Source organism: Scandinavium sp., from assembly GCF_036271055.1.
Lineage (GTDB): Bacteria > Pseudomonadota > Gammaproteobacteria > Enterobacterales > Enterobacteriaceae > Scandinavium.
Window position 1 is genome coordinate 175,262 of record NZ_DATBBJ010000070.1, and the last position, 24,474, is coordinate 199,735.

Here is a 24,474-nt window from a genome sequence, read left to right on the forward strand (position 1 = left end):
GCCGGGAAATGCAGAATTACTTGATGAAGACGCGAGTCACCAGGCCGAGTGGGCCAGTGGTGTACCAACGACGGTTGCCACGGCTACGGGAGTCGCGGCCAACGGCCTGTGTCAGACGGTCGAGAATAATGGCGAGAATAACAATCCCGACGCCGCCGACGGTGGCCAGACCCATATCGAGTCGGCCAATGCCGCGTAGAACCATTTGCCCCAGACCCCCGACGGCGATCATCGAGGCGATAACGACCATCGACAGCGCCAGCATCAGTGTCTGATTCACACCGGCCATGATGGTCGGCATTGCCAGCGGCAACTGCACTTTAAACAACATCTGACGCGGACTAGCGCCAAACGATCGTGACGCTTCAATCAGGTCAGCGGGCACCTGGTTAATGCCGAGAATGGTCAGACGGACAATCGGCGGCAGGGCGAAGATAATGGTCACCACTACACCTGGCACGTTACCGATACCGAACAGCATGACGATCGGAACAAGGTAAACAAACGCGGGTGTGGTCTGCATTGCATCGAGCAGAGGCCGGATTATTTTCGACGCCCTCGGACTACGCGCCAGCCAGATGCCGAGCGGCAAGCCAATGACAACGCAGAACAGCAGGGCGGTGAGCACCAATGCAAGGGTGATCATCGCCTGTGACCAGGCGCCAATCGCGCCAATCAGAATGAGCGAAATCAGCGAGGCGATACCCATTCCCGCGCCACCAATTTGCCATGCGATCAGCGCAAAAACGACGATGGCTACGGGGGCGGGCATTCCCAACAGCAACTGCTGGAAACCGCCGAGAATGTAATCCACCGGCATACGGATGCCCTGGAACAGCGGGCGGAAATGCACCACTATCCAGTCGATGCCGTGGGTGACCCAGCTATCGAGCGGGATCAGCGTTTTATGGAATGGATCGAGAATATTGAAGTGTTCTTCTTTTGGGACTGGCGCACTTTGCAGCCAGTCAGCACCGCCGCTCTGAGCGGGGGCCGCAGATGGCGTTCCCCAGGCATCAGCAGATTGTGCCGCGCTGTCTGTTGCCGGTGTGGTTGCCCACGGATTTGATTGATCAGCCATTGTTTGTTCCCTCGCGATCTAAAGCCTGTAGCAGCATACTTTTGGAAATGATGCCAACGTACTGTTGTTCTTCATCGATAACCGGCACCGCGCAAGGCGCCTGGCCAACATGAGAGAGCAACTCGCTAAGCGCGGTCTGAGCATCAACGGGCTGTGGGGCGTCCAGCAGCGCGGCATCAATGCCCTGGCCCTCGGCCAGCGCGGCCTTCAGGGAATCAATAGAAACAATCCCGACAAATTTGTTGCCGCGTTCAATGACATAGCCATATTCGCGGTCTTCATCCTGCAGCAGTTTCAGCGCAGAACGTGGGCCAAAGCCGGGTGTGCTACGCAGCAGGCCTTTCGGCGTGCGGCGCGCAATATCTTTCGCGCTAAACACCTGGCTGATATCCACGCCACGGAAGAAGGTGCGGACATAATCGTTGGCGGGATTATTAAGGATTTCATCCGGCGTACCGACCTGCACCACTTTGCCGTTTTGCATAATGGCAATGCGGTCGCCGATGCGCATGGCTTCGTCGAGATCGTGAGAAATAAACACTACCGTGCGCTGATGTCTGGCCTGTAATTTCACCAGCTCATCCTGCATTTCGGTACGAATTAACGGATCGAGCGCGGAGAAGGCTTCATCCATTAATAAGATGTCGGGATTGATCGCTAATGCTCGGGCGAGGCCGACGCGCTGTCGCATCCCACCGGATAATTCATCCGGATAGCCGTGCGCATAATTTTCCAGGCCAACCTGACGTAGAGCATCCAGTGCTTTTTCCTGACGTTCAGCCGGTGCAATGCCCGCTAATTCCATACCGAAAGCGGTATTATCCAGCACGTTCATATGCGGCATCAGGGCAAAGGACTGGAAGACCATGGCGATTTTCTTTCTGCGTACTTCACGGAGTTCAGCGTCGGAGATTTTGGCAATATCGATGCCGTCGATCAGGACCTGTCCGCGGGTCGGTTCTATCAGGCGATTGAGAAGGCGTACCAGGGTGGATTTACCGGAACCGGATAACCCCATGATGACAAAAATCTCGCCTTCTTCAATGGCCAGACTGGCGTCTATAACGCCAAGCGATAACCCGGTCTTTTCAAGAATTTGTTCTTTTGAAAGACCTTTCTCAATATATTTGAATGCGCGCTGTGGGTGTTCGCCAAATATTTTATAAAGATTGTTAATTTCTAATTTAATTGCCATGCAATAAACGGATTCCTGTTATTTGGTTATGTCGATAGGTTACCTGATGAAAATAGTTGACAGGTCTACCCTAACATACTCAGATTCTGAGACAACCCTCAACTTCCTTGCTGCGCGGGCGTTTCCAATAACCAATGTGCGCTATCGCCCCATGATATAAGGGCTGCGGGTAAATGAAAGTTTGTCGATATTTTTTTGTCAGGGCAACGGAATTTGGCGTGAATCAGGATAATTCACCTGATTGGCAAGGATAAAATAGTGAAAGCATTGAAATGGCTATTTGGCGGAAAATCTTAGTGCTAATGCGAAATATCCGCGAGGGAAGTATGGGAATATTTCCCTCGCAAATTAGGGTTAAAAATTCCAGTCTTCGTCTTCGGTTTCAACGGCTTTGCCCATCACATAGGACGAGCCAGAACCGGAGAAGAAATCGTGGTTTTCGTCGGCGTTCGGCGACAGTGCGGACAAGATGGCCGGGTTCACATCGGCCATTTCTGCCGGGAAAAGTGCTTCATAGCCAAGGTTCATCAGCGCTTTGTTGGCGTTATAACAGAGGAACGCTTTCACGTCGTCTTCCCAACCTGTGCCAGCATACAAGGCTTCGGTGTAGGCAAGTTCGTTGTCGTACAAATCCATCAGCAGCTCGAGCGCGAAGTTTTTAAGTGAATCACGTTCTTCTGCACTCACTTTTTCCAGCCCTTTCTGGAATTTATAACCGATGTAATAGCCGTGTACCGCCTCGTCGCGAATGATCAAGCGTATGAGATCGGCGGTGTTGGTGAGCTTGCCACGGCTCGAAAAATACATCGGCAACCAGAAGCCGGAATAGAACAGGAACGATTCCAGAAACACGCTGGCGATTTTCTTTTTCAGCGGCGCATCGGCAGCATAATGCTCCAGCATGAGTTGCGCTTTACGCTGCAACGGCGCGTTTTCTTCACTCCACGCATAGGCCGCGTCCACGTCTTTGGTCTGACAAAGCGTGGAGAAAATCGAGCTATACGAACGCGCATGTACCGCTTCCATAAAACTGATATTCGACATTACCGCTTCTTCATGCGGGGTGAGCGAATCAGCCATCAGTGCAGGCGCGCCAACGGTGTTCTGGATGGTGTCGAGTAGCGTCAGCCCGGTAAACACGCGGATCGTCAGTTGTTGCTCGGCGTGACTCAATGACTGCCACGCCGGAATATCATTCGACAGCGGGACTTTTTCCGGCAGCCAAAAGTTGCTGGTCAAGCGGTTCCAGACTTCGAGGTCTTTATCGTCCTGAATATGATTCCAGTTAACGGCGCTAACGCGTGATAAACGGCTCATCCTTTTCTCCTCACAGTGCGCACGATACGCAGCCTTCAATTACGGTGCCTTGCAGCGCGAGTTGGCGCAGACGGATGTAGTACAGCGTTTTGATCCCTTTCTTCCAGGCGTAGATTTGCGCTTTGTTGATGTCGCGTGTGGTGGCGGTATCGGGGAAGAACAGCGTCAGCGACAGGCCCTGATCGACGTGTTTTGTCGCCTCGGCGTAAGTATCGATGATTTTCTCTGGCCCGATTTCATAGGCATCCTGATACAGCGCCAGATTGTCGTTGGTCATAAACGGCGCGGGATAATACACGCGACCGGTTTTACCTTCCTTGCGGATCTCAATTTTTGAAACAATCGGGTGAATGCTTGAGGTCGCATGGTTGATATAGGAAATCGATCCTGTCGGCGGCACGGCCTGCAGATTCTGGTTATAGATGCCGTATTGCATCACGTCTTCCCGCAATTGCTGCCACATTTCGCGCGTGGGCAGGGCGACGCCAGCATGCTCAAATAGCGCGCGGACTTTTTCGGTTTTCGGCTGCCACTCATTTTCCAGATATTGCTGGAAATATTCCCCGCTGGCGTAGCGTGATAGGGTAAATCCTGCGAAGCGCTGGTTACGCTCGCGAGCCAGTTTCATCGACGTATTCAGCGCGTGCCACGTCACCGTGTAGAAATAGAGATTGGTGAAATCGAGCCCTTCCGGGCTGCCGTAAGCAATGCCTTCCCGCGCGAGATAACCGTGTAAATTCATCTGCCCAAGACCAATGGCGTGCGAAGCGGCATTCCCGGCTTCAATCGATGGCACCGAGCGAATGTGGCTCATGTCCGACACCGCCGTCAGGCCACGGATCGCCGTTTCCACTGTGCGGCCAAAGTCCGGGGAATCCATAGCCAGCGCGATATTCAGCGAACCTAAATTGCAGGAAATATCGTGCCCGGTCGTGGCGTAGTCCAGATTTTCATCGAACCTGGAAGCGCTGTTGACCTGCAAAATCTCCGAGCACAGATTGCTCATGTTGATGCGCCCGGCAATCGGATTGGCGCGGTTCACCGTGTCTTCATACATGATGTACGGATAACCGGATTCGAACTGGATTTCGGCGAGCGTCTGGAAAAAATCGCGAGCGTTGATCCAGGTTTTACGCACACGTTCATTGGCGAGTAATTCTTCATACCTCTCGCTCACAGCGATATCGCCGAATGGTTTGCCGTAAAGGCGTTCAACGTCATACGGCGAAAACAGCGCCATTTGCGCGTTATCTTTCGCTAACTGGAACGTAACATCCGGAATAACAACGCCGAGCGACAAAGTTTTGATGCGAATTTTTTCGTCGGCATTTTCGCGTTTGGTATCGAGAAAACGCAGGATATCCGGGTGATGCGCATGCAGATAAACAGCTCCCGCGCCCTGGCGCGCGCCAAGCTGGTTGGCATACGAAAACGCATCTTCCAGCATTTTCATCACCGGGATTACGCCGGAAGACTGGTTTTCGATACGCTTAATCGGCGCGCCTGCTTCACGCAGATTCGACAGCAGAAACGCCACGCCGCCGCCACGTTTGGAGAGTTGTAATGCGGAATTCACCGCACGTCCGATCGACTCCATATTGTCTTCAATACGCAGCAGGAAACAGGAAACCAGTTCACCTCGCTGCTGTTTACCGCCGTTGAGAAACGTTGGCGTGGCGGGCTGAAAACGTCCGGATAGCATTTCGTCGGTCAGTTGACGGGCAAGGGCTTCATTGCCTTGCGCCAGACTCAGCGCCACCATCACCACACGATCCTCGAAATGTTCCAGATACTGTTTTCCGTCGAACGATTTCAGCGTGTAGCTGGTGTAATACTTCCACGCGCCGAGAAACGTTTTGAACTGGAAATGACTGGCGTGGGCGTGGGCGAATAAATCAACGACGAACGCACGATCGAAGCGAGTAAGCGTGCGCGCATCGTAATACCCTTCGGCGACAAGCCAGTCGAGCCGTGCATCCTGATTGGCAAAAGTGCGGGTTTGTGGACGCACATGGCTGTCCATAAACGCGCGTACGGCTTCGGCATCTTTTTCAAACTGGATGCGGCCTGCTTTGTCATACAGATTCAGCATCGCATTCAGCGCATGGTAGTCCGGGGCGCTGTGGGTCACACGTTCTACGGTTGTCGTTGCCAAAATTCGCTCACTCCTTTTCGCACATTGTCGATATCGCGCGGGGTACCCATCAGCTCAAAACGATACAGAAAGGGCACATCGCATTTTTGCGCAATCACGTCGCCGGCTCGGGCAAAGGCCTCGCCGAAATTCCGGTTACCCGAGGCGATCACGCCGCGGATCAATGCGCGATTATGGGGATCGTTTAAAAAACGGATCACCTGGCGCGGAACTGCGCCTGCGGTGCCGCCACCGCCGTAGCTTGGCAGCACCAGAATGTAAGGTTCGTCCACCTGTATGCGCTCGCGTTCGTTCAGCGGAATACGTGTTGCAGGCAGCCCCAGGCGCTCGATAAAGCGCAATGTGTTTTCGGAGCTGCTTGAGAAGTAGACGAGGGTGCTCATGCGCGAGCCGCAATGGCCTCGGTACGCAGACGGTTGATCATATCCGGGCGAAAGCCGGACCAACTCTCTTCCCCGGCGAAAACGACAGGTAGCGATCGAAAACCTTGCGCGCGGAGTGTGTCAGCCGCCGCAGGATCGTGGTCGATATTCACCATCTCAAACTCAAAACCCCGGGATTCCATCGCCCGTTTGGTGGCGTGGCATTGAACGCAATTGTCTCTAGTGTAAATAGTAATGCGCATGATTCGTATTTCCGTTTAAAATGACAAGGCGGCGCAAAAGTGAGCGTCGGTTTGGGATGTCTCTTCAAAAGGAATACTAGATGTAGTTAATAAAAACATCAACCACACAATATATAGATAATTTGAATTAATCTGCCCCCACTAACGAGCGTAGCGAGGGCGAGGGTTTTATGGCTGAAATTACATGCGCATGCCGACCGCGAGGCGGTTGAAGGCATTCATCAGGCTGATAGCAAAAGTCAGATCGCTGATTTCGGTGGCGCTGAAATAGGCCAGCAGTGGTTCGTAAACGGCGTCTTCCGCGCGAGTGCGGGCGATGTCAGTCAAATCTTCAGCCCATGCCAGGGCCGCACGTTCGCGATCAGAGAACTGGTGACTTACGCGCCAGCCCGCCAACGCATCCAGTTTCACCTGCTCGATACCTTGTTTGCGCAGCGCTTTGCTGTGCATTTCCAGACAAAAAGCGCAGCCGTTGATTTGCGACACGCGCAGATACACCAGTTCGATTAACTGCACATCCAGTTCGCAATTTTCGAGTGCTTTGCTTGCCTGAAGAAAGGCGGCGTAAACGGTCGGGCTCAGTTCATAGTAAGGCTGACGTAATGTGGTCATTGGGTTTCTCCTCTTAACGATGGCAGAACTTTAGCACTATAATGGTCTGCAAAAGAGTGCCATATTTTAAGTGAAAAACCAGACCATGAATGAATCCACTCCCGGACCACGCTACCAGCAAATCTCCCGCCAGCTTAAAACCGCGATAGAACAAGGTGAACTGTCGCCGGGCAAACGGCTGCCCGCCAGTCGCGTTTATGCTCAGGAGTTAGGGGTCTCACGCGCCACGGTAGAAGCGGCTTACGGTGAGCTGGTGGCACAAGGGTGGTTAGAACGACGCGGGCAAGCGGGGACATTCGTCAGTGCGGGCGTTGTCCCCGGGCCTGCCGCGCCGGAACCTGTGTGGTACGGCGGAGAACAGCCGGAGCCGCAGCCGTTCCAGATGGGATTACCTGCATTGGATTTGTTCCCGCGAGCGCAGTGGGCGCGGGTGATGGGGCGACGCCTGCGCACCCAAACCCGTTTTGATCTGGCCTTGGGCGACGTGTGCGGTGAAATGACACTGCGCAGTGCGATTGTCGAATATTTACGTTTTTCCAGAAGCATTGAATGTTTACCGGAACAGGTGTTCATCACCACTGGTTATGCGGCGTCGATGACGCTTGTCCTGCAAACGCTTGGGCAAGCAGGCGATAAAATCTGGCTGGAAGATCCCGGTTTCCCGTTGATTCGCCCACTGATTGCGCGTCAGGGCATTGAGTTTTGTCCGGTGCCGGTGGATGAAGAAGGGATGCAAATTGAAGAAGGGCTGCGGCTGGCACCCGATGCGCGTTTTGCGCTACTGACGCCCGCGCACCAAAGCCCGCTGGGTGTGGCGCTATCGTTGCCGCGTCGTCATCAGCTAATGGATTGGGCCGCGCACCGGGAAGCGTGGATTATTGAAGACGATTACGACAGCGAGTTTCGCTATCAAGGTAAACCGCTCCCGCCGATCAAAAGCCTCGATGCACCGCAGCGCGTGATCTACGCTGGCACGTTCAGTAAGTCATTGTTCCCGGCATTACGAACAGCCTGGCTGGTGGTGCCACTGCCGCAGGTGGCGGCGTTTCGTCAGCAGGCTTCACTGACGGCGTGCAGTGTGCCGCTGCTGTGGCAAATGACACTGGCGGATTTTATGCGTGAAGGCCATTTCTGGCGTCATTTGAAAAAGATGCGCCAGCATTATGCACAACGTCGGCAATGGCTGGAGCAGGCGCTGGCAGAGCAGGGCTTCCAGGTCGTGCCACAGCAGGGGGGGATTCAGTTGGTGATGTCGATTCAGGGTGATGACCGCGAGCTTGCGCGGCGCGCTCGTCAGGCCCGGCTTGCGGTACAGGCATTAAGCGACTGGCGAATGAACAGTCAGGGGGAATCTGGGCTGCTGATGAGCTTTACCAATATTTCCAGTCTGGCAATGGCGCAGCAACAGGCGCGCATGCTCAGTCAGGCCATCAAATAAAAGCCCCGACAAACCAGAAGCCTGCCGGGGCGGACGCGTATTTATTATCAGCATTACGCTTTTATTATCGGCGCAAGCTCAATAAAGCGCCAATAAAGATACCGACTGCAGCTGCGGCACCCACACTTTGCCACGGTTTATCCCGCACAAAGGTATCAGCGCAGCCCGCTGCATCGCGTGCTGCCTGTTGAACACGAGTGCGGCCTTGCATCCTGGCTCGGGTTTCACGCAGCAAAGATTTCGCTTTGCGTTGCGCGGCATCTGCTTCGTCCTTGGCATCGCTGCCCCAAGATTTCAGCACCTCTTCCAGCGAGTCGGCCAACTGGCTGACGTCATTTTGAATATCCTGTACGCCATCATCTACATCGTTGCGGTTAGGTCTGTTGAACATGGGATCCTCCCTTGATTAACGGTGACTCTAAGTTTAGGACAGATTTTATTCCTCTGAGATGAATCACGCCTTATCAGGTCGTTTATGGATTTTTCTGAAAGCGATGCTAATGCTGAATACTGTAAGGTGGCGTGGCTGTACAGGATAACGAGGAAAGCATATGTATTTACGACCTGATGAGGTGGCGCGCGTTCTTGAAAAAGTCGGATTCACGATGGACGAAGTGACGCAGAAAATTTATGGCTATCGCCGCGGCGAGAGCTACGTCTACGTGAACCGCGAAGCAAGAATGGGCAGAACGGCGCTTATCATTCATCCGGGCCTTAAAGAGCGCAGCAATTTGCTGGCGGATCCGGCCTCCGAGATTAAAACCTGCGACCATTATCAGCAGTTCCCGCTTTATTTAGGCGGCGATGCGCAGGAGCATTACGGAATACCGCACGGATTCAGCTCTCGTATTGCGCTTGAGCGTTTTCTTAATGGTCTTTTTGGCGAAGGACAATAAACCTGCGGCTGGCTGCTTGCCAGTCGTGGCGTTCACCTTCCTGCGTCAGGCGTACTGACTGACACGAAACAGGCGGCGGCAGTAGTCGAGAAAATACCCATATACCGCGCCCATCATCATCGACACCACAATATTCGAGCTTACCGCAGCGGCTATCTGATGCCAGTCAGCGCCCACAGACAATAAAATCACGACATAAACCGGTGACTGAAACGTCACATACGCCACGACATCGGCGAGATTTTTCATCCCTTTCGTTGGGCTTAAACGGCGTGCGTGCTGCATCATCCAGTCGCGATAAAATCCGTAGGGCCATGCAATTAACATGTTTACGGGAATGGCGACCATACGAGAAGAAAGTGACTGCTCAAAGCTCATACCGGAGAGAAATATTTCAATCAACATGTTCACGACGGAACAGTAGACCACCATGGCGAAAGTGTCTGCTGCCGCATGACGCAGGCGTGACTGCGCAGAGAACATCGGTATGCTCCTTGATAGAAGGGGGTTAATGTATAAAACTGGCTTTTTAACAGAGTGATGAATTGACTTTCATTTCACGCATAGAATATCTGCCTGCACTTGAAGTGACAACTAGCTCGAAATTTTTAATTAATCGCACTTTGTCGATAAAATACTCTGTGGTTGGTTGATTTTTGATTACAACGCTATTTTTTGTTCGTCCTTTGTTGTAATTCGTTTGTTTTCATTGTGTTGCGTTTTCTTGTGGATGATGGCGTATTTTCTATCATCAGGATTGCGGGCCGTAATGGTCAGAATAAAAACAATTATCCGCACATGGTTTAAGTGCTTTTAGATGTAATTTTTGCAGCATTTTATGCTGGTTTATTTATTGGCTGTTTATGCATTGTATGTGACTATGCATGCACTGAAAGGGTTGGGCTGTTTCCATTCCTGCCGCCTGACAGAGAAGAAAGGCTTTATCTTTCAACGCTAATACAAATATTAAGACTTAACTGTTTTTATTCATTCAAGCATTAAAATCAGAAACTGATATATAGAAAAACCCTCAAACTGATATTGATGAATATTTGTTGAGAAATGTCTGGATAAAGCCTTGGTTGCTCAGAGAGGGTGGTAAATAATTATTTCATATAATACAATTGTTCCTGTGGTACGATTTTTTTATCCCGGGGAAAGGAGTTTTAATAATATATGTCTGCAATGTTACAAAAACTAAATAATATCCGTACTCTGCGTGCGATGACGCGAGAATTCTCCATTGACGTTCTTGAGGATGTACTGGAAAAATTCAGGATCGTGACTGAAGAAAAGCGCAACGAAGAAGCGGATATGCGTGAAGGTTTGGCCGAGAAGCAGAAAAAAATCAATGCCTGGCTTGAACTTATGAAATCTGAAGGGATCTCGCCGGATGATTTCATGGCGGAGGCAAGTGGGCCGAGCAACAACGTTAAAAAGCGTGCTGCGCGTCCGGCTAAATATCGCTTTACCGATATCGGCGGTGAGCAAAAAACCTGGACAGGTCAGGGTAGAATGCCAAAACCGCTTGCCCAGGCTATCGCTGAAGGCAAATCACTTAACGATTTTCTGATTTAAATTGATTTAAATATTGAAGCGGTGAGGGAAGCCTCACCGTTTTTTTAACAGACACCAAAATCGCCTTCTTCATGATAAGGGGCAACATCTACCTCTTTCAGAGTATATTTCTGCCCCTGTTCATCACTCGCCGCTACGGCCACAATTTGGTCGCCATGAGTTTCGATAATTTTCATTTTTGGGCCACCCATTTTGGGTTGAACCAGATCGCCAACAGAATACATCGTGCTCTCCTTTATGAAGTCTGTTGCTTTACCTTAGCGCAGATTGGAACAAAAAGGTAAAAGAGGGTAAACGCGATGGGCGAAAATGACGGCGCGGGTGACAATGGCTACGCTTGAAGATATTTTTTATCATCACTAATTGCATGGAGTTTGTATGGGTTTCTGGCGTATCGTTTTTACTATTCTGATCCCACCGATTGGTGTGTTGCTCGGTAAAGGATTTGGCTGGGCGTTTATCATCAATATTGTGCTGACGTTGCTGGGCTACATCCCGGGTCTGATCCACGCTTTTTGGGTACAAACCCGCGACTGATAAAAAACAACGGGATCGCCTGTACGATCCCGTTTTCTTAATAGCCGACTTTAAACACCTGCCCGCTTTGTACCCCTTCAACGCTTCGACGATAGGCCAACGCAACACGTGCTGCCGGAACGCTTTCAAATCCTGGGAAGAATGGGCCGTAAGCCGCTTCTGATTCCGTGAGCAATGTTGGACTCACCAGATTGATTCTTATCCCTCGAGATAATTCGCAGGCTGCCGCTTTCACAAAACCGGCCAACGCCGCATTCACGGTAGTCGCATTCACACCCTGGGCAATCGGTACATCGGCAATGATCCCGCTGGTCAAGGTGATAGAACCCCCGTCATTAAGGAAATGTTGGCTTTTGAGCGCCAGACGAACCTGGCCGAGTAACTTATCCTGTAAGCCGATGGAAAAGTTTTCCGCTGTCATCTCATTGAGCGGACCGAAGAAAACATTCCCGGTAGTGGCGATAATCGCATCTACTTTGCCCGTGCGAGCAAACAGCGCATCGACACTCGCGTCATCAGTGAGATCAACCTGTTCATCACCCTGATGACGACCAACGCGAATAAGTGTGTGTTGCCCTGTTTTTTCCAGTTCGGTGGCTACTGCATGGCCAACGGTGCCGCTGGCACCCACAATCAAAATTTTCATCTCAGCGTCCTCTTTATGGTCTGAACGCTATTCTTTACCTAATTGTTTGTGCGATAAACTGGCTTATGGTTAGAACATTAATAACTCATGGTTTGCAATATGGATAAACTTCGCAGTATGGAAATCTTTGTGGCGGTGGTCGAAAGCGGCAGTTTTACCGATGCTGCCGCCCGGCTTGAGATGTCTGCCGTGATGGTCGGGAAGTATATCAATCAGCTTGAGGCGAACCTGGGCGCACGTTTGCTGGACAGAACTACGCGTCGCCAGAGCCTGACCGATGCCGGCCGCGTGTATGTCGAAGAGTGTCGGCAAGTGCTGGAACACGTCGCGGCGGCGGATGCATCTGTTGAACGTCTGCGCGCCACGCCTTCCGGCGTGCTCCGCATCAGCGCGCCGACGACCTTTGGGGCATGTATCGTTGCGCCCATCGTAGCGACTTTTTTGCAGCGTTATCCGGATGTGCGTGTGGAACTCGATCTCAGTAATCGGGTCGTCAATCTGGTCGAGGAGGGATTCGATCTCGCGGTCCGTATTGGTGATTTACGTGATAACGATCTGGTCGCAAAACCGCTGTGCCTTTATCGCATGGTGATTTGTGCTTCGCCGGAATACCTTGCCCGCGACGGTGTACCACAAACGCCCAAAGAGCTTTCGGCGCATCGTTGTTTGTCGCACAGGGTCTGGACCACGCGTAACGAATGGCGACTGCCCGGAAGTGAAACGGAAAGCCCGTGGCGGCGCGATCCGGTGTTGATATGCAATGACGGATTAGGGCTAAAAATGGCGGCGCTTGCCGGGGCCGGGTTGTTGCTCCAGCCTGAAATTTTGCTTAGCGATGAACTCAACAGCGGGAAATTAATCCGCGTGCTGGACGACTGGCTACCCGCGCCGCGCCCGGTCCATATTCTTTATCGGCAAGATTTACGTCCGCTGCCGAAGCTCAGCGGTTTTATCACGCATTTGCAAAGTGAAGTGGCGAAATTAGGGTATTTACACTGAGGCAGGCAATCAAGTGAATAACCAGTGGGAAAGAGTCTCGCGATTATTTCGTCACTGGCTCAGTTGTAGACGATCAGGCGCGGATATCCGCGTATTCCGGTGTGGTATCAAATTCGTGTTTGGCAAACGGACACAGTGGAATAATTTTACGGTTTTCGCGGCGCATGCGTTCCACCACTTTAGCCACCAGTTGCTTGCCTACGCCCTGGCCTTTCAGGCTTTCATCCACATCGGTGTGTTCGATTATGCTGAGATGTTCGCCCGTCGGGACAAACACCACTTCGGCCACGCGATGGCCTTCGGCATCGTTTACATAAAAGCTGGTATTGCCTTCCAGAATTTCCATGGTCTCTCCCGGTCTATTTCAGTTGGTATTTCAACGCGCCGCTTGGGCAGGTATCAATCACTCGTTGAACGGTTTGTGCGTCGACATTATCCGGCAAGATCCAGGGTTTGCGTTTCAGGTTAAATAACTCCCCGCTGCCCCGCACGCAATTGCCCGAGTGCTGACACATTCCAGTATTAAAATAGACGTCGATTTTTTCACCGCTGTAAAGGCGGTATCCCGCATCGATTAACGCTTTATCCACGACAAGGCCTCTGTTATTAGCGTGACTGCAGAGGTAAGCATAGACCTGTGATGGGGAAGGGGAAAGAGAGGAAATCATGGGATGCAGCGAATCGGCATCCCAGAGGACGGCGTTAGATCAGCTTCATCAACACGCTAACAGGCTTCAGATTACGCAGGAATTCCCAAACTTTATGCAAGTCGACAACGCCTGCCAGCCCCAGTAATGCAAGGGTGATCAACACGGTCGAGGCGGTGATGACAATCATCAGGCGCACAAAATTACGCTGCATTCTTTCCTGCTGCTTGAGGCGATGCTCCTCTTTCTCGAACTCGACCAGCGTCGCCATCGCTTTCGGCTGAACATAATAACGGTCATCCACGAATGCCAGGTCGTCGGTAATCACCAGTGATTTCAGCAGCAATCTGACTTTGCGGCGAAACTCTTCGTTGCGAATGTGCTTGTACCAGAGTTTTCCGTACAGCATGTCGATCACTTCATTGATGGTCACACCCGCATTGAGACGGGAAGGACGCTGCTGAATGTACTCATTCACCAGCATGTTGAGCAGGGCGATTCGGTCACGGCTTTTAAGCTCTTTGTTGGCGAAAAAGGCCGACACCAGCTTGCCTTTACCGCGGCTGAAAAGCGTTTTGATATAAGCAAAACGTGTGCGACGGCTAAAGTTGAACGCCAGAATGCCGCCAAAACTTATTGGGCCAAAGCTGCGATGGTGAATGATTTCGGCCTGCATCGCATCGAGTTCAGGAATACTAATGCGGCGTTCATCGAGATAGCTTTCGGTGTCGTAGTCCCAGCGTGCAATCGTCACGACCGGATCCTGGAAGTCAGTCAGTTGATAACGGTTCCGATCGACATCGACCAGATGCACAGAATAGTAATCGTAAGGATCACCGCAGCGGGCGTCCTGTGAGACTAAAAGAGGAAGGCGCTTTTTCCAGCGCTTCTGGCGCATAGCCGCCATTTTGCTTTCAAACATAGTGATTCCACCCGCGCATGGGCGGAGCTTATAGAAGGGATAAGTGTTTAGATCTTAGTCAGCGCATCGTAACGCGACAAGAAAGGAGTTGTTTAAAATTAATCGGCCGGATGGCAGGGCGCGCATCCGGCCGAATAATCGTCTTATTTATGCCTTTTCAATCACTACCGGCGCGCTTTTATAGGCCGGGATATGGCATTCCTCATCGTAATCATCCAGCGACAGCAGAACGTTTGCTTCCGGGTAATACGCGCCTACTGAGCCGTTCGCCATATCGTGAATGACAACGGTTAAGCCATTAAGCTGACGCTGAGTTTTCGCGCCGCAGGCATCCAGCGCCACAACGTTCACCACATCGCCCACTTCAAGTTCACGTACTTTCGCTTCATGTTGACTGATAAACAGCACATCGCGACGGCCTACGACACCGCGATAGCGGTCGTTCATGCCATAAACCGTGGTGTTGTACTGATCGTGGCTGCGCAGTGTTGCCAGCATCAACGTTTCTGCCGGATAGCCTGCACGTTTGGTTGTCGGCTTTTTACTCTGAGTGAAATTGGCCTTGCCAGTCGCGGTGTTCCAAATGCGCTGCGACGCGCTATTTTCCATCCGAAAACCGCCGGGGTGTTCGATACGCTGGTTAAAACCGGCGAAGGCAGGAATGACGCGTTCGATAGAATTACGGATAGCGCGGTAATCAGCGATGAAGGCTTCCCACGGAACGGAAGACTCTGGCAGCGTCGCGCGTGCCAGCCCAGCGATAATGGCCGGTTCCGAACGCAGGTGTTTCGACGCGGGTTTGAGCGTACCCGTTGAGGCATGAACCATGCTCATGGAATCTTCAACGGTGACGGACTGCAACCCGCTCGCCTGAATGTCCTTCTCGGTACGGCCCAGCACCGGGAAGATATAATTATGCTTCGCTAACAGCAGATGCGAACGGTTCAGTTTGGTCGCCATATGAACCATCAAATCGAGCTTTTTCACCGCAGCAAAGGTGCGTTCAGGGTCAGGCATCGCCACGGCAAGATTCCCGCCGAGGCAAAACAGCGCCTTCATTTCACCTTTTTCAATCGCCTGAATACTGGTGACGGAAGAGTGCCCATGCGCGCGCGGGGCGGTAAATGCAAACTCGCTTTCCAGTCGTTGCAGGAACGTTTCCGTCGGTGCTTCATTAATGCCAACCGAGCGGTCGCCCTGCACGTTGGAGTGACCACGCAGCGGACAAATCCCCGCGCCTTTACGGCCCATATTGCCTTTGAGCAGCAACAAATTTGCCAGTTGTTGCACGTTGTTGGTGCCGTTCTCGTGCTGAGTAATGCCAAGGCCATAGCAAATGATCGTGGCGCGGGATTGCCCATAAATGAAGGCGATTTCACGCATCGTGTCGCGGCTGATACCGGAATGCTCGACCAGTTCACTCCATTGAGATGCGTGCAGTTCTTCACGCAGGGCATCAAAACCGTGGGTGTGTTCGCGGATAAAATCATTATCCAGGGCGACGCTGCTGCCGTTATCCGCCATTTCCAGCAGGGCTTTCATGATGCCGAGGATCAGATAAACATCACCGCCAACCTTCACGTGATGATAGCTTTCAGACAGTTTCACTCCTTCATGCGTCAACAGATCGGAAGGGATCTGTGGATGACTGAAGCGTTCAAGGCCGCGTTCAGATAACGGGTTAATCGAAATGATTTTCGCCCCGCGCTGTGCGACTTCACGCAGGGTCGCCAGCATGCGTGGGTGATTGGTGCCCGGGTTGTGACCGATGCTAATCACCAAATCACAATGCTCGAAATCGTCCAGCTCTACGGTGCCTTTGCCGATACCGATGGCGTTGGTCAGGCCTACGCTGGTGGGGCCGTGGCACATATTGGAACAATCAGGAAAGTTATTGGTGCCGTATTCGCGCGCAAAGAGCTGATAAAGGTAAGCGGCTTCATTGGAGGCGCGGCCAGAGGTATAAAAATCTACCGTGTTGGGGTCAGAGTAGGTACGCAGTAGTGTGCCTATTTCGGCGAAGGCGTCTTCCCATTTGACGGGCTGATATTTTTTACTGACCGCATCGTATTTCAGCGGATGGGTTAAACGCCCGGCATTCTCAAGTTCAAAGTCGTTCCAGCTAAGCAGTTCGTCTACGCAGTGTTTCTGAAAGAATTCCGGGCCGACTTTTTTGCTGGTGGCTTCCCAGGTCACGGCTTTTACGCCGTTCTCACACAGTTCCATCGGTGCCCGATGGGTCGGGTCAGGCCAGGCGCAGCCCGGGCAATCAAAGCCTTTAACCTGATTCATATGGAACATCGCAATGACTTCACGACCAATGGCTTTTTGGCCCCAAACCGCCGCCGTGGTGGCTTTCACAGCACCCCAACCGCCTGCCGCGTGATGATACGCAGCGATACCTTTCACTTTCTTGCTCATGAAAATAGTTACGTTGTTTATTATTGATGCCGCAATCTAACAAGATGACCCGCGCATTCAATCGCCCCCTTGTAGGTAAGCAAACAGGGAAGGGGGTAGGCCATTCACTGATAGCGCACTGTGCGTTTAATGCGCTAAAGTAATGAAAAGTGAAGGTATGTGGGTAAGGAAACAGTCATGGCTGCGCGAATCGATTACGAGATTGAAAAGTACCAATTTACTGAGGTCAGTGAACCCCCGCGTCTGGCTCAGCAGTGGGCAGAAGTGCTGGAAGAGTGTCGACAGGAAAAAGCCGGCAGCGAGGCGCGTTTAAGGCTGGCGTTGTTGAACGTGGATTATGTGACGAGCTTTGAGTTGCCATTTCGTTTGCAGCTGATCCGCGCCCCGCAGCTTATCGATCACCTGCGTAATGAACTGCAACTCAGTCGCAAAGCGGTCACGATCAGTGATAATCGTTACGGCTGCGTTTACAGCCTGAAAACCGATCTCAGCGCGATCCCGGATGCCTTTCGCTACCGTTTTTCGAATCGTATACGCCGGGTTGAATCAGGCGATGTCACCACCGCGGCGTTCCAGGATATTGCTAAGCAAGTCAAAGCCCCAAGGCAACGCCTGAAACTGGCGCTGGAAGCAGGACTCCAGGTGACAGCACTGGATGGATTGTTCTGGTTTGGCATGCAGCGCATCGCCGCCGATATCGCGACCCTAAGAAAATCCGGGATGAGAATTTCGACCGCAGAAGTCGATGCGTTCGATACGCTGACAGGAACCACTCGTCGGGTGCCGGTTTATCGGCGGGTTGAATAATCATGTCTTAGCTGCTGATAATATGTACATTGTTATTTCTTTTTTCCGTAAAAAATAGGAAAACGGCAGGGATAGGGGTAATTACTTTACGGCTTCGTATGGCCTATTGGGGCTGAGAACCTATAATTATTAGGCAGCACATCGCTGCTTACCCTACTGGAGTTATCCATGAATCATACTATTTTGAACGTGAATAAAGACCAGCCTAAAAAACCTGATAAGATGCCGAAAGACAACGAGAAAAATCCACAGAAAGACAAAAAATAGTTGCCTTAGACGTCGCTTAACGGACCGTTCACGGAGGCAATATGGTTGAACGTCCTGATTTGGTTGATCCTGTGCCGGTAGATGAGCCTCTTCCGGGTGACACCATTCCCGATATTCCGGATCCCATAGATCCGCTCGACCCTGGAATACCGGATGATGTCGACCCGCCGCTCAGATAACCTAAATAATTAACCGCCTACGGGCGGTTTTTTATTTTATGGCGTATGCCGTAATGATGGATGGTGTGGATTGATCCCTAAAATGGGCTCAGTGCCAGGGGTAAATACTGGATTGTTGATCACCCGGAAAGTTGTATCACTCTCCCGCATGATTGAAGTGATCGCAAATGGGAAAATATGTTATTAATTTATTCATCAAAATAGAATTATTTGTCGTGGTTATGCTAATCGTCGCTAAGAAAATTCCCTTTGATAGTTTGGTTGACTCACTCACAAGGTTATTCAATTTCAAGAGTGCCAGTGAAGCGAATATTATGACAGCGGCATTTGTGGGCTTTAATCTACTACTGACGATTACTTACTATGGGCTTATTAGGAAGAAATTACAACCAAAAATTCTTGCGGATTAACTCGCTGCTAGTGTTGAATCTCTTTATTATCGAGTTCAGTCACCACCTTCTCGATAACTTCAGTGATACCGAATTATTTATATGATTCAAAATATCTGAGCTATGTCAAAACTGTCACGTATTTTAAGTTATATTGTGATGGCTTATTTTAACGATTTTAAATGAGACTGCGATGCTACATGCAATTCTGAATGGAAAGGCCAAAAGAATAAGTTTGATGAAGAATGAATCGCAAAACTGGCGCTCCTTATTTAAGCACTATGAGGACTTGTTAACAGCAGCATTCTGGGGGCGCATCAGTTACTTGTCAGAAGAATCTTTGTGCTCTTTCCTCTCAACACTCCTCGCTGTTGATGCCAGCAGTTGGGGAGCGTTTGAATCCATCACTTTCTGGCCAAAATATGACTTTCCTGACCAGATCGATAAATCCGTTCACCGCTGGGTTGATGATGGAAGCCGCTTTGCAGAGCCGGATGTGGTCATGAACTTCGCCCAAGCGACTTTGCTCATTGAAGTAAAGCCCCCTGCTGGTGGGCAGCAATATCAGCAACAGTGGTGCAAAGAGATTTACGCATGGCAAAAGAGTGAAGGTAAAAATACTGAACTGCACTTTTTGGCACTGGGGAATGTCCCTGCAAATGCACAGGCACTGTTTGCCGAATTAGAAAGTATCTTTACTGGTGTCATTTTTCACTGCCAGGAATGGCGGAGTGTCAGAGAAAAGCTTCAATATCCGGAGCGCACATGGCCGACGCGGCAAGAACAAAAAATAGTTGCTGACTGTCTTCACGCACTCGCTCTGTATGGTATTCGTGAACCGTTGAAACCGTGGTGCGCGTTCCTGAATTTCGTCTCTTCGTCCTCTCTTCCTGACGATTTCTCTTATCTAAAAGGAAAACAATGATGTCCGATCCATTTAGTGTTGTACGCCAGGCACATCGCATTTGTGCCGCCTACTATCAGCAAATTTTCCCACTACTAAATGAAACAGCACAAAAGCTCGATACCACATTCTTATACTGGGATACATGGAGCTTTTGCAAGCCCCCGCAGAGCAACAAAAATCCTCTTGAGTCATGGAAATGGGACTATCTTCCGGCACTGGATTTTTCCGTTGTGTTTAGTCGTCAGAAAAACCCGACTGCCCCTATGACCTGTGATGATTTTGTTCTCGACTTCAATCTCATCACTGACAGCGAACTTGAATCAGAGCGACGAGAGAAGCAATACGGGAAAAATGAAGAACCTGTTGCCACCGATTTAAAAGTGACCGTAGAGTCTGCTGAAAGTTACCTCCGCGTCTTTCTCTTTTCGGCAACTACGAATGAGGGTATTTACGATTCACCCTACGATCTATGGAACAGTTACGAGAATTACCCGGAAACGACTTCTTCTGTCTACCATTCAGACGATGATCAAATTAAGGGAATTGGTTTTGTGCTCCCGCTGAGTGCTATCGCACATGATAATGGAATCAATGTATTGCTTCAGAAAATCAACGAGCATTTAACAATCATGCAGTTACAGTAAGCATGCCAACATTTTGAGGGCAAACAGCACCCACAAAAAAGCCCGCATAACGTGAATTATGCGGGCTTTCGACTTCGTCAGACGGCTCTGGTAACCGCTGACGGAGAATTTTGGTGGGCTGGGGGAGTCTGAATTGGTGTTGTAATTCATTGAAATAACTTAGGTAACCTCTAATTCAACTTTTCTTTGGTGCCTATACAGGTGCCTAAAAGTTTTTTTACCCCTTTTTGATGAGAAAAATAAAGTGAGATAGGGAGAAAGACTTGCTCTATTTATGTGTGCACTAATCCGGCAGCTCGCCTGGCTCTGAGTAAATCGATAGTGGTCAGGAATGGTGTCTGCTCTTGCCAGGTGAATCCTTTACGGTCGATGCGCACCAGTTCATAGCGTTCCACCAGGAAATTCACCGCATCAGCAAGTGTGATACCTGCCTCGATATGTTCCTGGATGGCTAAATCATCATGGAATGGTGTGTCGTTGAGCGTAAGACCGTAATGGTGTTCCAGTAGGTACGTTAACAGCTGCTGCCAGACCTGAACGGGCGACAGGCATGGCGAAACCGGCACCGTGGCCGGTACAGTTGAAATATGCATGAGTTGAGTCCCTGATAAAGGAAGAGAAGGTGTTATCTGGTTGCGAATGACTGAGGATAAATAGCGATATAAACATAGCCATGAGAGCCGAGAGTGTCAGCTTCACAGACCAGTCCGTTGTGATGCAGCGTGGCGCAGTGCTGGCTGCGGGGATCGAGCTCTCCAGTTGTAAGCATCCGCTCCAGCTGTTTCATTATCAGTGGAAACGCCTGGTCCAGACGCAATGCTTCATCGTCACTGAATGAGCCATTAAAACCAGCCCGGTCAGCCAGAAAGTAGAGACGGTTGCCTTCCTGTACCAGGCGAGCGCCGAAGCAAGGCGTGATATTACGTTTTAATCCCCACTGAAGGCAGGATGCGTTCTCCGCTGATGTGCCGGATAAGGTGGTCGACTGCATTAACATATTCCTTAATGACTGAGAGATGTGATTAATTCATCAATGACTGAGAGATGTGATTAATTCATCGTCACGCTGCGAAGAATGGCATACGGGCCAGTCCGGTCCTGACGACGCTCAACAAAAACAGCGAGTACGCCGCTGATATCCTGAACTTCACGTCCGTAGTAATGGCAGACACTGCCATGCCACTGGTAGTGACCTGTACAGAAGGCAGATAACTGGGATTCGGGATGCTGACGATAAATATGCATCGCCTGGCGCTTACTGATGATTTTCATTCTGTACCACACAACCAGCCACATTCAGCAAAAGACACCACTTCGTTCCCAACAACCAAATGATCCAGCACTCGCACTTCTACCAGTGCTAACGCTTTCATTATTCGCTGAGTGATATGTTTATCCTGCTGACTGATTTCTGTCGTACCAGAAGGATGGTTATGCGCCAGAATGACCGCAGCGGCGTTGTGCTTCAGGGCTGACTTCACCACTTCGCGAGGATGCACTTCGGTATGGCTAAGTGTGCCGGTAAACAGTGTTTCGCATTCCAGCAGACAATGCTGGTTGTCGAGATACATCACGATAAAGACCTCTCGTTCCTGATGAGCCATTTGTAATTGCAGCCAGGTTTTTGTGAAGCTGGTGGAGGTAAACGGCTCACTCGGTTGACGCTGATATTTTTCAAGGAGTCGTAACGCATGACGGATGACTCGTTGCTCGTTTGCAGGAAATACCGGGGATAGATGAATTGCAGACATGTCAGTTCCTTAAAATGAAGAGCCCCACCGATTTATTGGCAGGGCATGAAGGATGGTAAAAAGTTTCATGAAGCGAGGTGCAGCATATTCTCCGCCATCACCCACAGCGCACGATTGAGTTTCACATCACCGTCGATACCTTTCACTGCTCGAGTGTGAGCGCGTTTACCCTGGGTAGTTCGCCCCGACAGCCCGCCTTTAATCAGGTTTTCCTGAATACGCTGGTAAGTTGTCCACAGGTCATTACTCTCGTCCTGCCAACGGCGCGGGGAAAGGATTTGTGATTCGGTTACCGGCTGATGTTCTTCACCAAAGCGATACGTTAATGCCGCTTTCGCCATCGCTTGCTGTGCAGGTGGCGTTAATATCAGCGACTGCATGGCATCACGCTTCTCTTCCACTCGATCAAAAATCCCCAGCACTTCGTAAGCTCCTTCTATGACTTTCTCCACCACATTTCCTTTATGCGGCACGCGCACTTCTCCGAAAGACTCACCGCAAATCAGCCCATTCTGGCAAACCGATCTGAATAACCCCGGCAACATCTGGTATGAACTGGAACCATCATGGCTGTTCAGCAGGATGATTTCTGGCACCTGTTTGCCAGTGATCTGGCCTTCGCGACGCAGGCGCAGCATGTGTTTGGTGTGCTCTCGCTTGCTCTGGTCCCGAACTCGAGTCTGACAGGCGAAGAAAGGCTGGAAGCCTTCGCGTTGCAGGTTATCGAGCAGGGAAATAGTCGGAATGTAGGTGTACCTGTCACTGCGGGATTCATGCTTTTCTTCGCTAAACACACTCGGCACATAATGCGCCAGTTCGTCGCGGGTTAACGGACGGTCGCGGCGAACGAGATTCACCGCACCAAAGCGGCTGGCTAAACGGGTCATAAAAACTCCTGTGAAAAATCGGCATAAAAAAGGCCACCTCGAAGGATGGCCCTGTCTGTTATTAATGAGTCTGATTAGGTCGCTGGTGGTAACGTGGGTTCCAGGGCAGGCGGCACCGTTTCTGCGGAGCTGTGCCTTTCGGTCCGGTATAGCTGGAGTTGCGCCAGTAACGGGGCTTTCCGTGACTGGAGATAACCCAGGCACCATTCCCTTCTGACAACTAGTCTCACCGGCACAGGCAAAAGCTCATAAGCCTTACTGAACACCGACTCGATAAATGCATCATCACTAAGTTTATCTTCGGCAATATTCAGCAAACCATTGATAACAATAATATCGAGCAATCGTTTATATCGGGTAGTACGGGATTCAGGCCCTTCTGTCGTTTGCTCACTGACATTTTCTTCTACCTGCTCAACCGGGTTATCAGTGGAGGAGACATTTCGCCGCATACTGACTTTCACTTTCAGTCCCTTGAGTTTCCCCTGGGTATTTTCAGACATATTGCTTTTATCCTCTGAGCTCACTGGACGGGTGTTCAGGCAAGCGTGGCGAGTTTTTTAATGATACGTATCAGACTCAGTGTGGTGAGGCTGGCTCCCAGAGCTTTAACCGCAACAGAATTGCTGCGCATCAATGTCACACCGGCAACACTCAAAACAAGTTGCCAGGTACAGTCCACGGTTAGTGGCGTTTCCTGCTGTAATGTTTTTCCCACTGAACCTCCATTAGCTGAATGCCGAATAAAAAGTTATCTCACTGATAAGGTTATTTATAACCATTGGGAACCCACTGGCCCTGCCTACGGATATCAGTAATGATGTCTCCCTGGTTGACCGAAATTGTGCGCCAGCCCGGCTCGTTGGCGGACGGGTTACCGTAGGTATACCCCACTGTCATAGTGAGTGCTTCACCCGTCGTGGTGGTTAAATCTGCTTCATATGCCGCTTCGGTATTTTGTTTACGGATGAAACGCACGGTATTAATGGCACGACAACGCAGACTACTTTTGGCATGTTCAAATGAGTTATCCGCCATCTGGCAACCTTCAGATTTAATTTCATCCGTCAGGCTTGTCGAAGCATTAAAGTTTTTAGGGGCAGGAACGAAATTAGCCATATCACTGCGCATTGTTGGAGGATCTGTCTGAAGTACAAGATAAACAGGACAATCTGATTTTCCGACTTCACAGGCTTTTGCGACGTAATCACGTACCAGCCAGCCTTTATTGCCGAAATACTCAGCACCGCTCTCGTCTTTACATTGTGACCACGTAGCTTTTTGTCCCATCATCACGCCATCTACCAGGACACAGGTGACGGCCTTTACAGGTTTTCCGTCCCAGCGAACGGCATCATAGGGCTGAATGCCTGTATGATTCACATCAAGCGTATAAGCCTGCGGATTCTTCGCTATCCGGTCATTTGCCTGTTTCAGTTGGTTACTGCCTTCCTGAGTCAAAAAGAAGGTATAGCGTTCGGGATGTATGTCGCCGTGAATTGTCATTGCAGACGAGACCAATGGAATAAACAGTGCTGCGGAGCTGAGAGATAAAACAACGAGTTTACGCATAA

Annotated in this window: 33 protein-coding genes; 10 read left to right on the forward strand and 23 right to left on the reverse strand. The window is 50.7% G+C overall.

Features of this window, described 5'->3' with window-relative positions; all coding sequences use genetic code 11:
• Positions 1-16: 16 nt before the first annotated feature.
• The 7 genes from proW to VH187_RS13200 form a co-directional block, all read right to left on the reverse strand.
• Positions 17-1,081 carry a glycine betaine/L-proline ABC transporter permease ProW gene (gene proW, locus VH187_RS13170; protein WP_329701891.1) on the reverse strand — a complete coding sequence of 355 codons (1,065 nt, stop codon included), beginning with the start codon at positions 1,079-1,081 and terminating at the stop codon, positions 17-19.
• On the reverse strand, positions 1,074-2,276 hold the full coding sequence (gene proV, locus VH187_RS13175) for a glycine betaine/L-proline ABC transporter ATP-binding protein ProV (RefSeq protein ID WP_329701892.1): 1,203 nt from the start codon (positions 2,274-2,276) through the stop codon (positions 1,074-1,076). The genes proW and proV overlap by 8 nt, the downstream gene beginning before the upstream one ends.
• 354 nt (positions 2,277-2,630) lie before the next feature.
• Positions 2,631-3,593 (reverse strand): class 1b ribonucleoside-diphosphate reductase subunit beta, encoded by a 963-nt coding sequence (nrdF, locus tag VH187_RS13180; RefSeq protein ID WP_329701893.1) that lies wholly within the window; start codon positions 3,591-3,593, stop codon positions 2,631-2,633.
• A 10-nt stretch (positions 3,594-3,603) separates the two neighbouring features.
• Positions 3,604-5,748 (reverse strand): class 1b ribonucleoside-diphosphate reductase subunit alpha, encoded by a 2,145-nt coding sequence (nrdE, locus tag VH187_RS13185; protein ID WP_329701894.1) that lies wholly within the window; start codon positions 5,746-5,748, stop codon positions 3,604-3,606.
• Positions 5,730-6,131, reverse strand: coding sequence for a class Ib ribonucleoside-diphosphate reductase assembly flavoprotein NrdI (gene nrdI, locus VH187_RS13190; protein ID WP_329701895.1), 402 nt, complete (start codon positions 6,129-6,131; stop codon positions 5,730-5,732). Before nrdI ends, nrdE begins: the two co-directional genes overlap by 19 nt.
• On the reverse strand, positions 6,128-6,373 hold the full coding sequence (gene nrdH, locus VH187_RS13195) for a glutaredoxin-like protein NrdH (RefSeq protein WP_329701896.1): 246 nt from the start codon (positions 6,371-6,373) through the stop codon (positions 6,128-6,130). Before nrdH ends, nrdI begins: the two co-directional genes overlap by 4 nt.
• A 180-nt stretch (positions 6,374-6,553) precedes the next feature.
• Positions 6,554-6,985 (reverse strand): carboxymuconolactone decarboxylase family protein, encoded by a 432-nt coding sequence (locus tag VH187_RS13200; protein WP_329701897.1) that lies wholly within the window; start codon positions 6,983-6,985, stop codon positions 6,554-6,556.
• Between the two features lie 85 nt (positions 6,986-7,070).
• Here VH187_RS13200 and pdxR point away from each other — a divergent pair, with 85 nt between their 5' ends.
• On the forward strand, positions 7,071-8,423 hold the full coding sequence (pdxR, locus tag VH187_RS13205; RefSeq protein ID WP_329701898.1) for a MocR-like pyridoxine biosynthesis transcription factor PdxR: 1,353 nt from the start codon (positions 7,071-7,073) through the stop codon (positions 8,421-8,423).
• A 64-nt stretch (positions 8,424-8,487) separates the two neighbouring features.
• Here pdxR and VH187_RS13210 read toward each other — a convergent pair whose 3' ends face one another.
• The gene (locus tag VH187_RS13210) at positions 8,488-8,814 is read right to left on the reverse strand and encodes an ElaB/YgaM/YqjD family protein (RefSeq protein WP_329701899.1); all 327 of its coding nucleotides are present in this window, start codon (positions 8,812-8,814) and stop codon (positions 8,488-8,490) included.
• A 160-nt stretch (positions 8,815-8,974) separates the two neighbouring features.
• Between VH187_RS13210 and VH187_RS13215 the strand changes: the two genes are divergently transcribed.
• Positions 8,975-9,319 carry a DUF2002 family protein gene (locus tag VH187_RS13215; protein WP_329701900.1) on the forward strand — a complete coding sequence of 115 codons (345 nt, stop codon included), beginning with the start codon at positions 8,975-8,977 and terminating at the stop codon, positions 9,317-9,319.
• 45 nt (positions 9,320-9,364) lie between these two features.
• Here the strand turns inward: VH187_RS13215 and alaE are convergent, their stop codons facing one another.
• Entirely contained in the window at positions 9,365-9,802 is a 438-nt protein-coding gene (alaE, locus tag VH187_RS13220; protein WP_329701901.1) for an L-alanine exporter AlaE, read from the reverse strand.
• A gap of 693 nt (positions 9,803-10,495) precedes the next feature.
• Here alaE and stpA point away from each other — a divergent pair.
• Positions 10,496-10,897 (forward strand): DNA-binding protein StpA, encoded by a 402-nt coding sequence (gene stpA / locus VH187_RS13225; protein WP_329701902.1) that lies wholly within the window; start codon positions 10,496-10,498, stop codon positions 10,895-10,897.
• A 44-nt stretch (positions 10,898-10,941) separates the two neighbouring features.
• Here stpA and VH187_RS13230 read toward each other — a convergent pair whose 3' ends face one another.
• The gene (locus VH187_RS13230) at positions 10,942-11,121 is read right to left on the reverse strand and encodes a hypothetical protein (RefSeq protein WP_329701903.1); all 180 of its coding nucleotides are present in this window, start codon (positions 11,119-11,121) and stop codon (positions 10,942-10,944) included.
• Positions 11,122-11,275: 154 nt separating this feature from the next.
• Here VH187_RS13230 and VH187_RS13235 point away from each other — a divergent pair, with 154 nt between their 5' ends.
• Positions 11,276-11,434: a YqaE/Pmp3 family membrane protein gene (locus VH187_RS13235; protein WP_329701904.1), complete on the forward strand. Its 159-nt coding sequence runs from the start codon at positions 11,276-11,278 to the stop codon at positions 11,432-11,434.
• A 37-nt stretch (positions 11,435-11,471) separates the two neighbouring features.
• Here the strand turns inward: VH187_RS13235 and VH187_RS13240 are convergent, their stop codons facing one another.
• Complete coding sequence (locus VH187_RS13240; RefSeq protein ID WP_329701905.1) at positions 11,472-12,080, reverse strand: short chain dehydrogenase; 609 nt, start codon at positions 12,078-12,080, stop codon at positions 11,472-11,474.
• Between the two features lie 99 nt (positions 12,081-12,179).
• Between VH187_RS13240 and VH187_RS13245 the strand changes: the two genes are divergently transcribed.
• Positions 12,180-13,079 carry a LysR substrate-binding domain-containing protein gene (locus tag VH187_RS13245; protein ID WP_329701906.1) on the forward strand — a complete coding sequence of 300 codons (900 nt, stop codon included), beginning with the start codon at positions 12,180-12,182 and terminating at the stop codon, positions 13,077-13,079.
• Between the two features lie 73 nt (positions 13,080-13,152).
• Here VH187_RS13245 and VH187_RS13250 read toward each other — a convergent pair whose 3' ends face one another.
• The 4 genes from VH187_RS13250 to VH187_RS13265 all read right to left on the reverse strand — a co-directional run bounded on the left by VH187_RS13250 (position 13,153) and on the right by VH187_RS13265 (position 17,069).
• Positions 13,153-13,425 carry a GNAT family N-acetyltransferase gene (locus VH187_RS13250; protein ID WP_329701907.1) on the reverse strand — a complete coding sequence of 91 codons (273 nt, stop codon included), beginning with the start codon at positions 13,423-13,425 and terminating at the stop codon, positions 13,153-13,155.
• Between the two features lie 13 nt (positions 13,426-13,438).
• Positions 13,439-13,669, reverse strand: a complete 231-nt coding sequence (locus VH187_RS13255) for a (4Fe-4S)-binding protein (RefSeq protein WP_329701908.1) — start codon at positions 13,667-13,669, stop codon at positions 13,439-13,441.
• Positions 13,670-13,781: 112 nt separating this feature from the next.
• Entirely contained in the window at positions 13,782-14,648 is an 867-nt protein-coding gene (locus VH187_RS13260; RefSeq protein WP_329701909.1) for a hypothetical protein, read from the reverse strand.
• A 147-nt stretch (positions 14,649-14,795) separates the two neighbouring features.
• Positions 14,796-17,069, reverse strand: coding sequence for an FdhF/YdeP family oxidoreductase (locus VH187_RS13265; protein ID WP_329701910.1), 2,274 nt, complete (start codon positions 17,067-17,069; stop codon positions 14,796-14,798).
• A 177-nt stretch (positions 17,070-17,246) separates the two neighbouring features.
• On the opposite strand from VH187_RS13265, the gene VH187_RS13270 reads away from it, so the two are divergent.
• From VH187_RS13270 to VH187_RS13290, 5 genes are all read left to right on the forward strand, one after another.
• A complete protein-coding gene (locus tag VH187_RS13270; protein WP_329701911.1) occupies positions 17,247-17,876 on the forward strand; it encodes an ECs1377 family protein in 630 nt (209 codons plus the stop codon).
• Between the two features lie 308 nt (positions 17,877-18,184).
• Positions 18,185-18,322, forward strand: coding sequence for a hypothetical protein (locus tag VH187_RS13275; RefSeq protein ID WP_329701912.1), 138 nt, complete (start codon positions 18,185-18,187; stop codon positions 18,320-18,322).
• Positions 18,323-18,489: 167 nt separating this feature from the next.
• On the forward strand, positions 18,490-18,732 hold the full coding sequence (locus VH187_RS13280; protein ID WP_329701913.1) for a hypothetical protein: 243 nt from the start codon (positions 18,490-18,492) through the stop codon (positions 18,730-18,732).
• Positions 18,733-18,904: 172 nt separating this feature from the next.
• Positions 18,905-19,636, forward strand: a complete 732-nt coding sequence (locus VH187_RS13285; protein ID WP_329701914.1) for a hypothetical protein — start codon at positions 18,905-18,907, stop codon at positions 19,634-19,636.
• The gene (locus VH187_RS13290; RefSeq protein ID WP_329701915.1) at positions 19,633-20,262 is read left to right on the forward strand and encodes a hypothetical protein; all 630 of its coding nucleotides are present in this window, start codon (positions 19,633-19,635) and stop codon (positions 20,260-20,262) included. Before VH187_RS13285 ends, VH187_RS13290 begins: the two co-directional genes overlap by 4 nt.
• Before the next feature lie 272 nt (positions 20,263-20,534).
• Here VH187_RS13290 and VH187_RS13295 read toward each other — a convergent pair whose 3' ends face one another.
• The 8 genes from VH187_RS13295 to VH187_RS13330 form a co-directional block, all read right to left on the reverse strand.
• Positions 20,535-20,855, reverse strand: coding sequence for a TA system toxin CbtA family protein (locus tag VH187_RS13295; RefSeq protein WP_329701916.1), 321 nt, complete (start codon positions 20,853-20,855; stop codon positions 20,535-20,537).
• 32 nt (positions 20,856-20,887) lie between these two features.
• Positions 20,888-21,253, reverse strand: coding sequence for a type IV toxin-antitoxin system YeeU family antitoxin (locus tag VH187_RS13300; protein ID WP_329701917.1), 366 nt, complete (start codon positions 21,251-21,253; stop codon positions 20,888-20,890).
• Positions 21,254-21,312: 59 nt separating this feature from the next.
• Positions 21,313-21,534: a DUF987 domain-containing protein gene (locus VH187_RS13305; protein ID WP_329701918.1), complete on the reverse strand. Its 222-nt coding sequence runs from the start codon at positions 21,532-21,534 to the stop codon at positions 21,313-21,315.
• Entirely contained in the window at positions 21,531-22,013 is a 483-nt protein-coding gene (gene radC / locus VH187_RS13310; protein ID WP_329701919.1) for a RadC family protein, read from the reverse strand. The genes VH187_RS13305 and radC overlap by 4 nt, the downstream gene beginning before the upstream one ends.
• A gap of 65 nt (positions 22,014-22,078) precedes the next feature.
• Positions 22,079-22,900, reverse strand: coding sequence for a DUF932 domain-containing protein (locus VH187_RS13315; RefSeq protein WP_329701920.1), 822 nt, complete (start codon positions 22,898-22,900; stop codon positions 22,079-22,081).
• Positions 22,901-22,974: 74 nt separating this feature from the next.
• Complete coding sequence (locus VH187_RS13320; RefSeq protein WP_329701921.1) at positions 22,975-23,403, reverse strand: hypothetical protein; 429 nt, start codon at positions 23,401-23,403, stop codon at positions 22,975-22,977.
• Between the two features lie 35 nt (positions 23,404-23,438).
• On the reverse strand, positions 23,439-23,618 hold the full coding sequence (locus VH187_RS13325) for a hypothetical protein (RefSeq protein WP_286226855.1): 180 nt from the start codon (positions 23,616-23,618) through the stop codon (positions 23,439-23,441).
• A gap of 50 nt (positions 23,619-23,668) precedes the next feature.
• The gene (locus VH187_RS13330; protein ID WP_329701922.1) at positions 23,669-24,472 is read right to left on the reverse strand and encodes a hypothetical protein; all 804 of its coding nucleotides are present in this window, start codon (positions 24,470-24,472) and stop codon (positions 23,669-23,671) included.
• Positions 24,473-24,474: the final 2 nt, after the last annotated feature.

What these genes read in the sequence shown, in the direction of transcription:
- VH187_RS13320 (WP_329701921.1), bottom strand. Translation starts at nt 23,403, where the DNA reads ATGTCTGAAAATACCCAGGGGAAACTCAAGGGACTGAAAGTGAAAGTC.
- VH187_RS13275 (WP_329701912.1), top strand. Translation starts at nt 18,185, where the DNA reads ATGGTTGAACGTCCTGATTTGGTTGATCCTGTGCCGGTAGATGAGCCT.
- VH187_RS13270 (WP_329701911.1), top strand. Translation starts at nt 17,247, where the DNA reads ATGGCTGCGCGAATCGATTACGAGATTGAAAAGTACCAATTTACTGAG.
- VH187_RS13315 (WP_329701920.1), bottom strand. Translation starts at nt 22,900, where the DNA reads ATGACCCGTTTAGCCAGCCGCTTTGGTGCGGTGAATCTCGTTCGCCGC.
- VH187_RS13260 (WP_329701909.1), bottom strand. Translation starts at nt 14,648, where the DNA reads ATGTTTGAAAGCAAAATGGCGGCTATGCGCCAGAAGCGCTGGAAAAAG.
- VH187_RS13210 (WP_329701899.1), bottom strand. Translation starts at nt 8,814, where the DNA reads ATGTTCAACAGACCTAACCGCAACGATGTAGATGATGGCGTACAGGAT.
- VH187_RS13280 (WP_329701913.1), top strand. Translation starts at nt 18,490, where the DNA reads ATGGGAAAATATGTTATTAATTTATTCATCAAAATAGAATTATTTGTC.
- VH187_RS13235 (WP_329701904.1), top strand. Translation starts at nt 11,276, where the DNA reads ATGGGTTTCTGGCGTATCGTTTTTACTATTCTGATCCCACCGATTGGT.
- VH187_RS13290 (WP_329701915.1), top strand. Translation starts at nt 19,633, where the DNA reads ATGATGTCCGATCCATTTAGTGTTGTACGCCAGGCACATCGCATTTGT.
- nrdH (WP_329701896.1), bottom strand. Translation starts at nt 6,373, where the DNA reads ATGCGCATTACTATTTACACTAGAGACAATTGCGTTCAATGCCACGCC.
- VH187_RS13245 (WP_329701906.1), top strand. Translation starts at nt 12,180, where the DNA reads ATGGATAAACTTCGCAGTATGGAAATCTTTGTGGCGGTGGTCGAAAGC.
- VH187_RS13250 (WP_329701907.1), bottom strand. Translation starts at nt 13,425, where the DNA reads ATGGAAATTCTGGAAGGCAATACCAGCTTTTATGTAAACGATGCCGAA.
- proV (WP_329701892.1), bottom strand. Translation starts at nt 2,276, where the DNA reads ATGGCAATTAAATTAGAAATTAACAATCTTTATAAAATATTTGGCGAA.
- VH187_RS13330 (WP_329701922.1), bottom strand. Translation starts at nt 24,472, where the DNA reads ATGCGTAAACTCGTTGTTTTATCTCTCAGCTCCGCAGCACTGTTTATT.
- VH187_RS13265 (WP_329701910.1), bottom strand. Translation starts at nt 17,069, where the DNA reads ATGAGCAAGAAAGTGAAAGGTATCGCTGCGTATCATCACGCGGCAGGC.
- VH187_RS13215 (WP_329701900.1), top strand. Translation starts at nt 8,975, where the DNA reads ATGTATTTACGACCTGATGAGGTGGCGCGCGTTCTTGAAAAAGTCGGA.
- nrdI (WP_329701895.1), bottom strand. Translation starts at nt 6,131, where the DNA reads ATGAGCACCCTCGTCTACTTCTCAAGCAGCTCCGAAAACACATTGCGC.
- proW (WP_329701891.1), bottom strand. Translation starts at nt 1,081, where the DNA reads ATGGCTGATCAATCAAATCCGTGGGCAACCACACCGGCAACAGACAGC.
- VH187_RS13305 (WP_329701918.1), bottom strand. Translation starts at nt 21,534, where the DNA reads ATGAAAATCATCAGTAAGCGCCAGGCGATGCATATTTATCGTCAGCAT.
- VH187_RS13300 (WP_329701917.1), bottom strand. Translation starts at nt 21,253, where the DNA reads ATGCAGTCGACCACCTTATCCGGCACATCAGCGGAGAACGCATCCTGC.
- nrdF (WP_329701893.1), bottom strand. Translation starts at nt 3,593, where the DNA reads ATGAGCCGTTTATCACGCGTTAGCGCCGTTAACTGGAATCATATTCAG.
- alaE (WP_329701901.1), bottom strand. Translation starts at nt 9,802, where the DNA reads ATGTTCTCTGCGCAGTCACGCCTGCGTCATGCGGCAGCAGACACTTTC.
- VH187_RS13285 (WP_329701914.1), top strand. Translation starts at nt 18,905, where the DNA reads ATGCTACATGCAATTCTGAATGGAAAGGCCAAAAGAATAAGTTTGATG.
- VH187_RS13240 (WP_329701905.1), bottom strand. Translation starts at nt 12,080, where the DNA reads ATGAAAATTTTGATTGTGGGTGCCAGCGGCACCGTTGGCCATGCAGTA.
- stpA (WP_329701902.1), top strand. Translation starts at nt 10,496, where the DNA reads ATGTCTGCAATGTTACAAAAACTAAATAATATCCGTACTCTGCGTGCG.
- VH187_RS13200 (WP_329701897.1), bottom strand. Translation starts at nt 6,985, where the DNA reads ATGACCACATTACGTCAGCCTTACTATGAACTGAGCCCGACCGTTTAC.
- pdxR (WP_329701898.1), top strand. Translation starts at nt 7,071, where the DNA reads ATGAATGAATCCACTCCCGGACCACGCTACCAGCAAATCTCCCGCCAG.
- VH187_RS13295 (WP_329701916.1), bottom strand. Translation starts at nt 20,855, where the DNA reads ATGCATATTTCAACTGTACCGGCCACGGTGCCGGTTTCGCCATGCCTG.
- VH187_RS13230 (WP_329701903.1), bottom strand. Translation starts at nt 11,121, where the DNA reads ATGTATTCTGTTGGCGATCTGGTTCAACCCAAAATGGGTGGCCCAAAA.
- radC (WP_329701919.1), bottom strand. Translation starts at nt 22,013, where the DNA reads ATGTCTGCAATTCATCTATCCCCGGTATTTCCTGCAAACGAGCAACGA.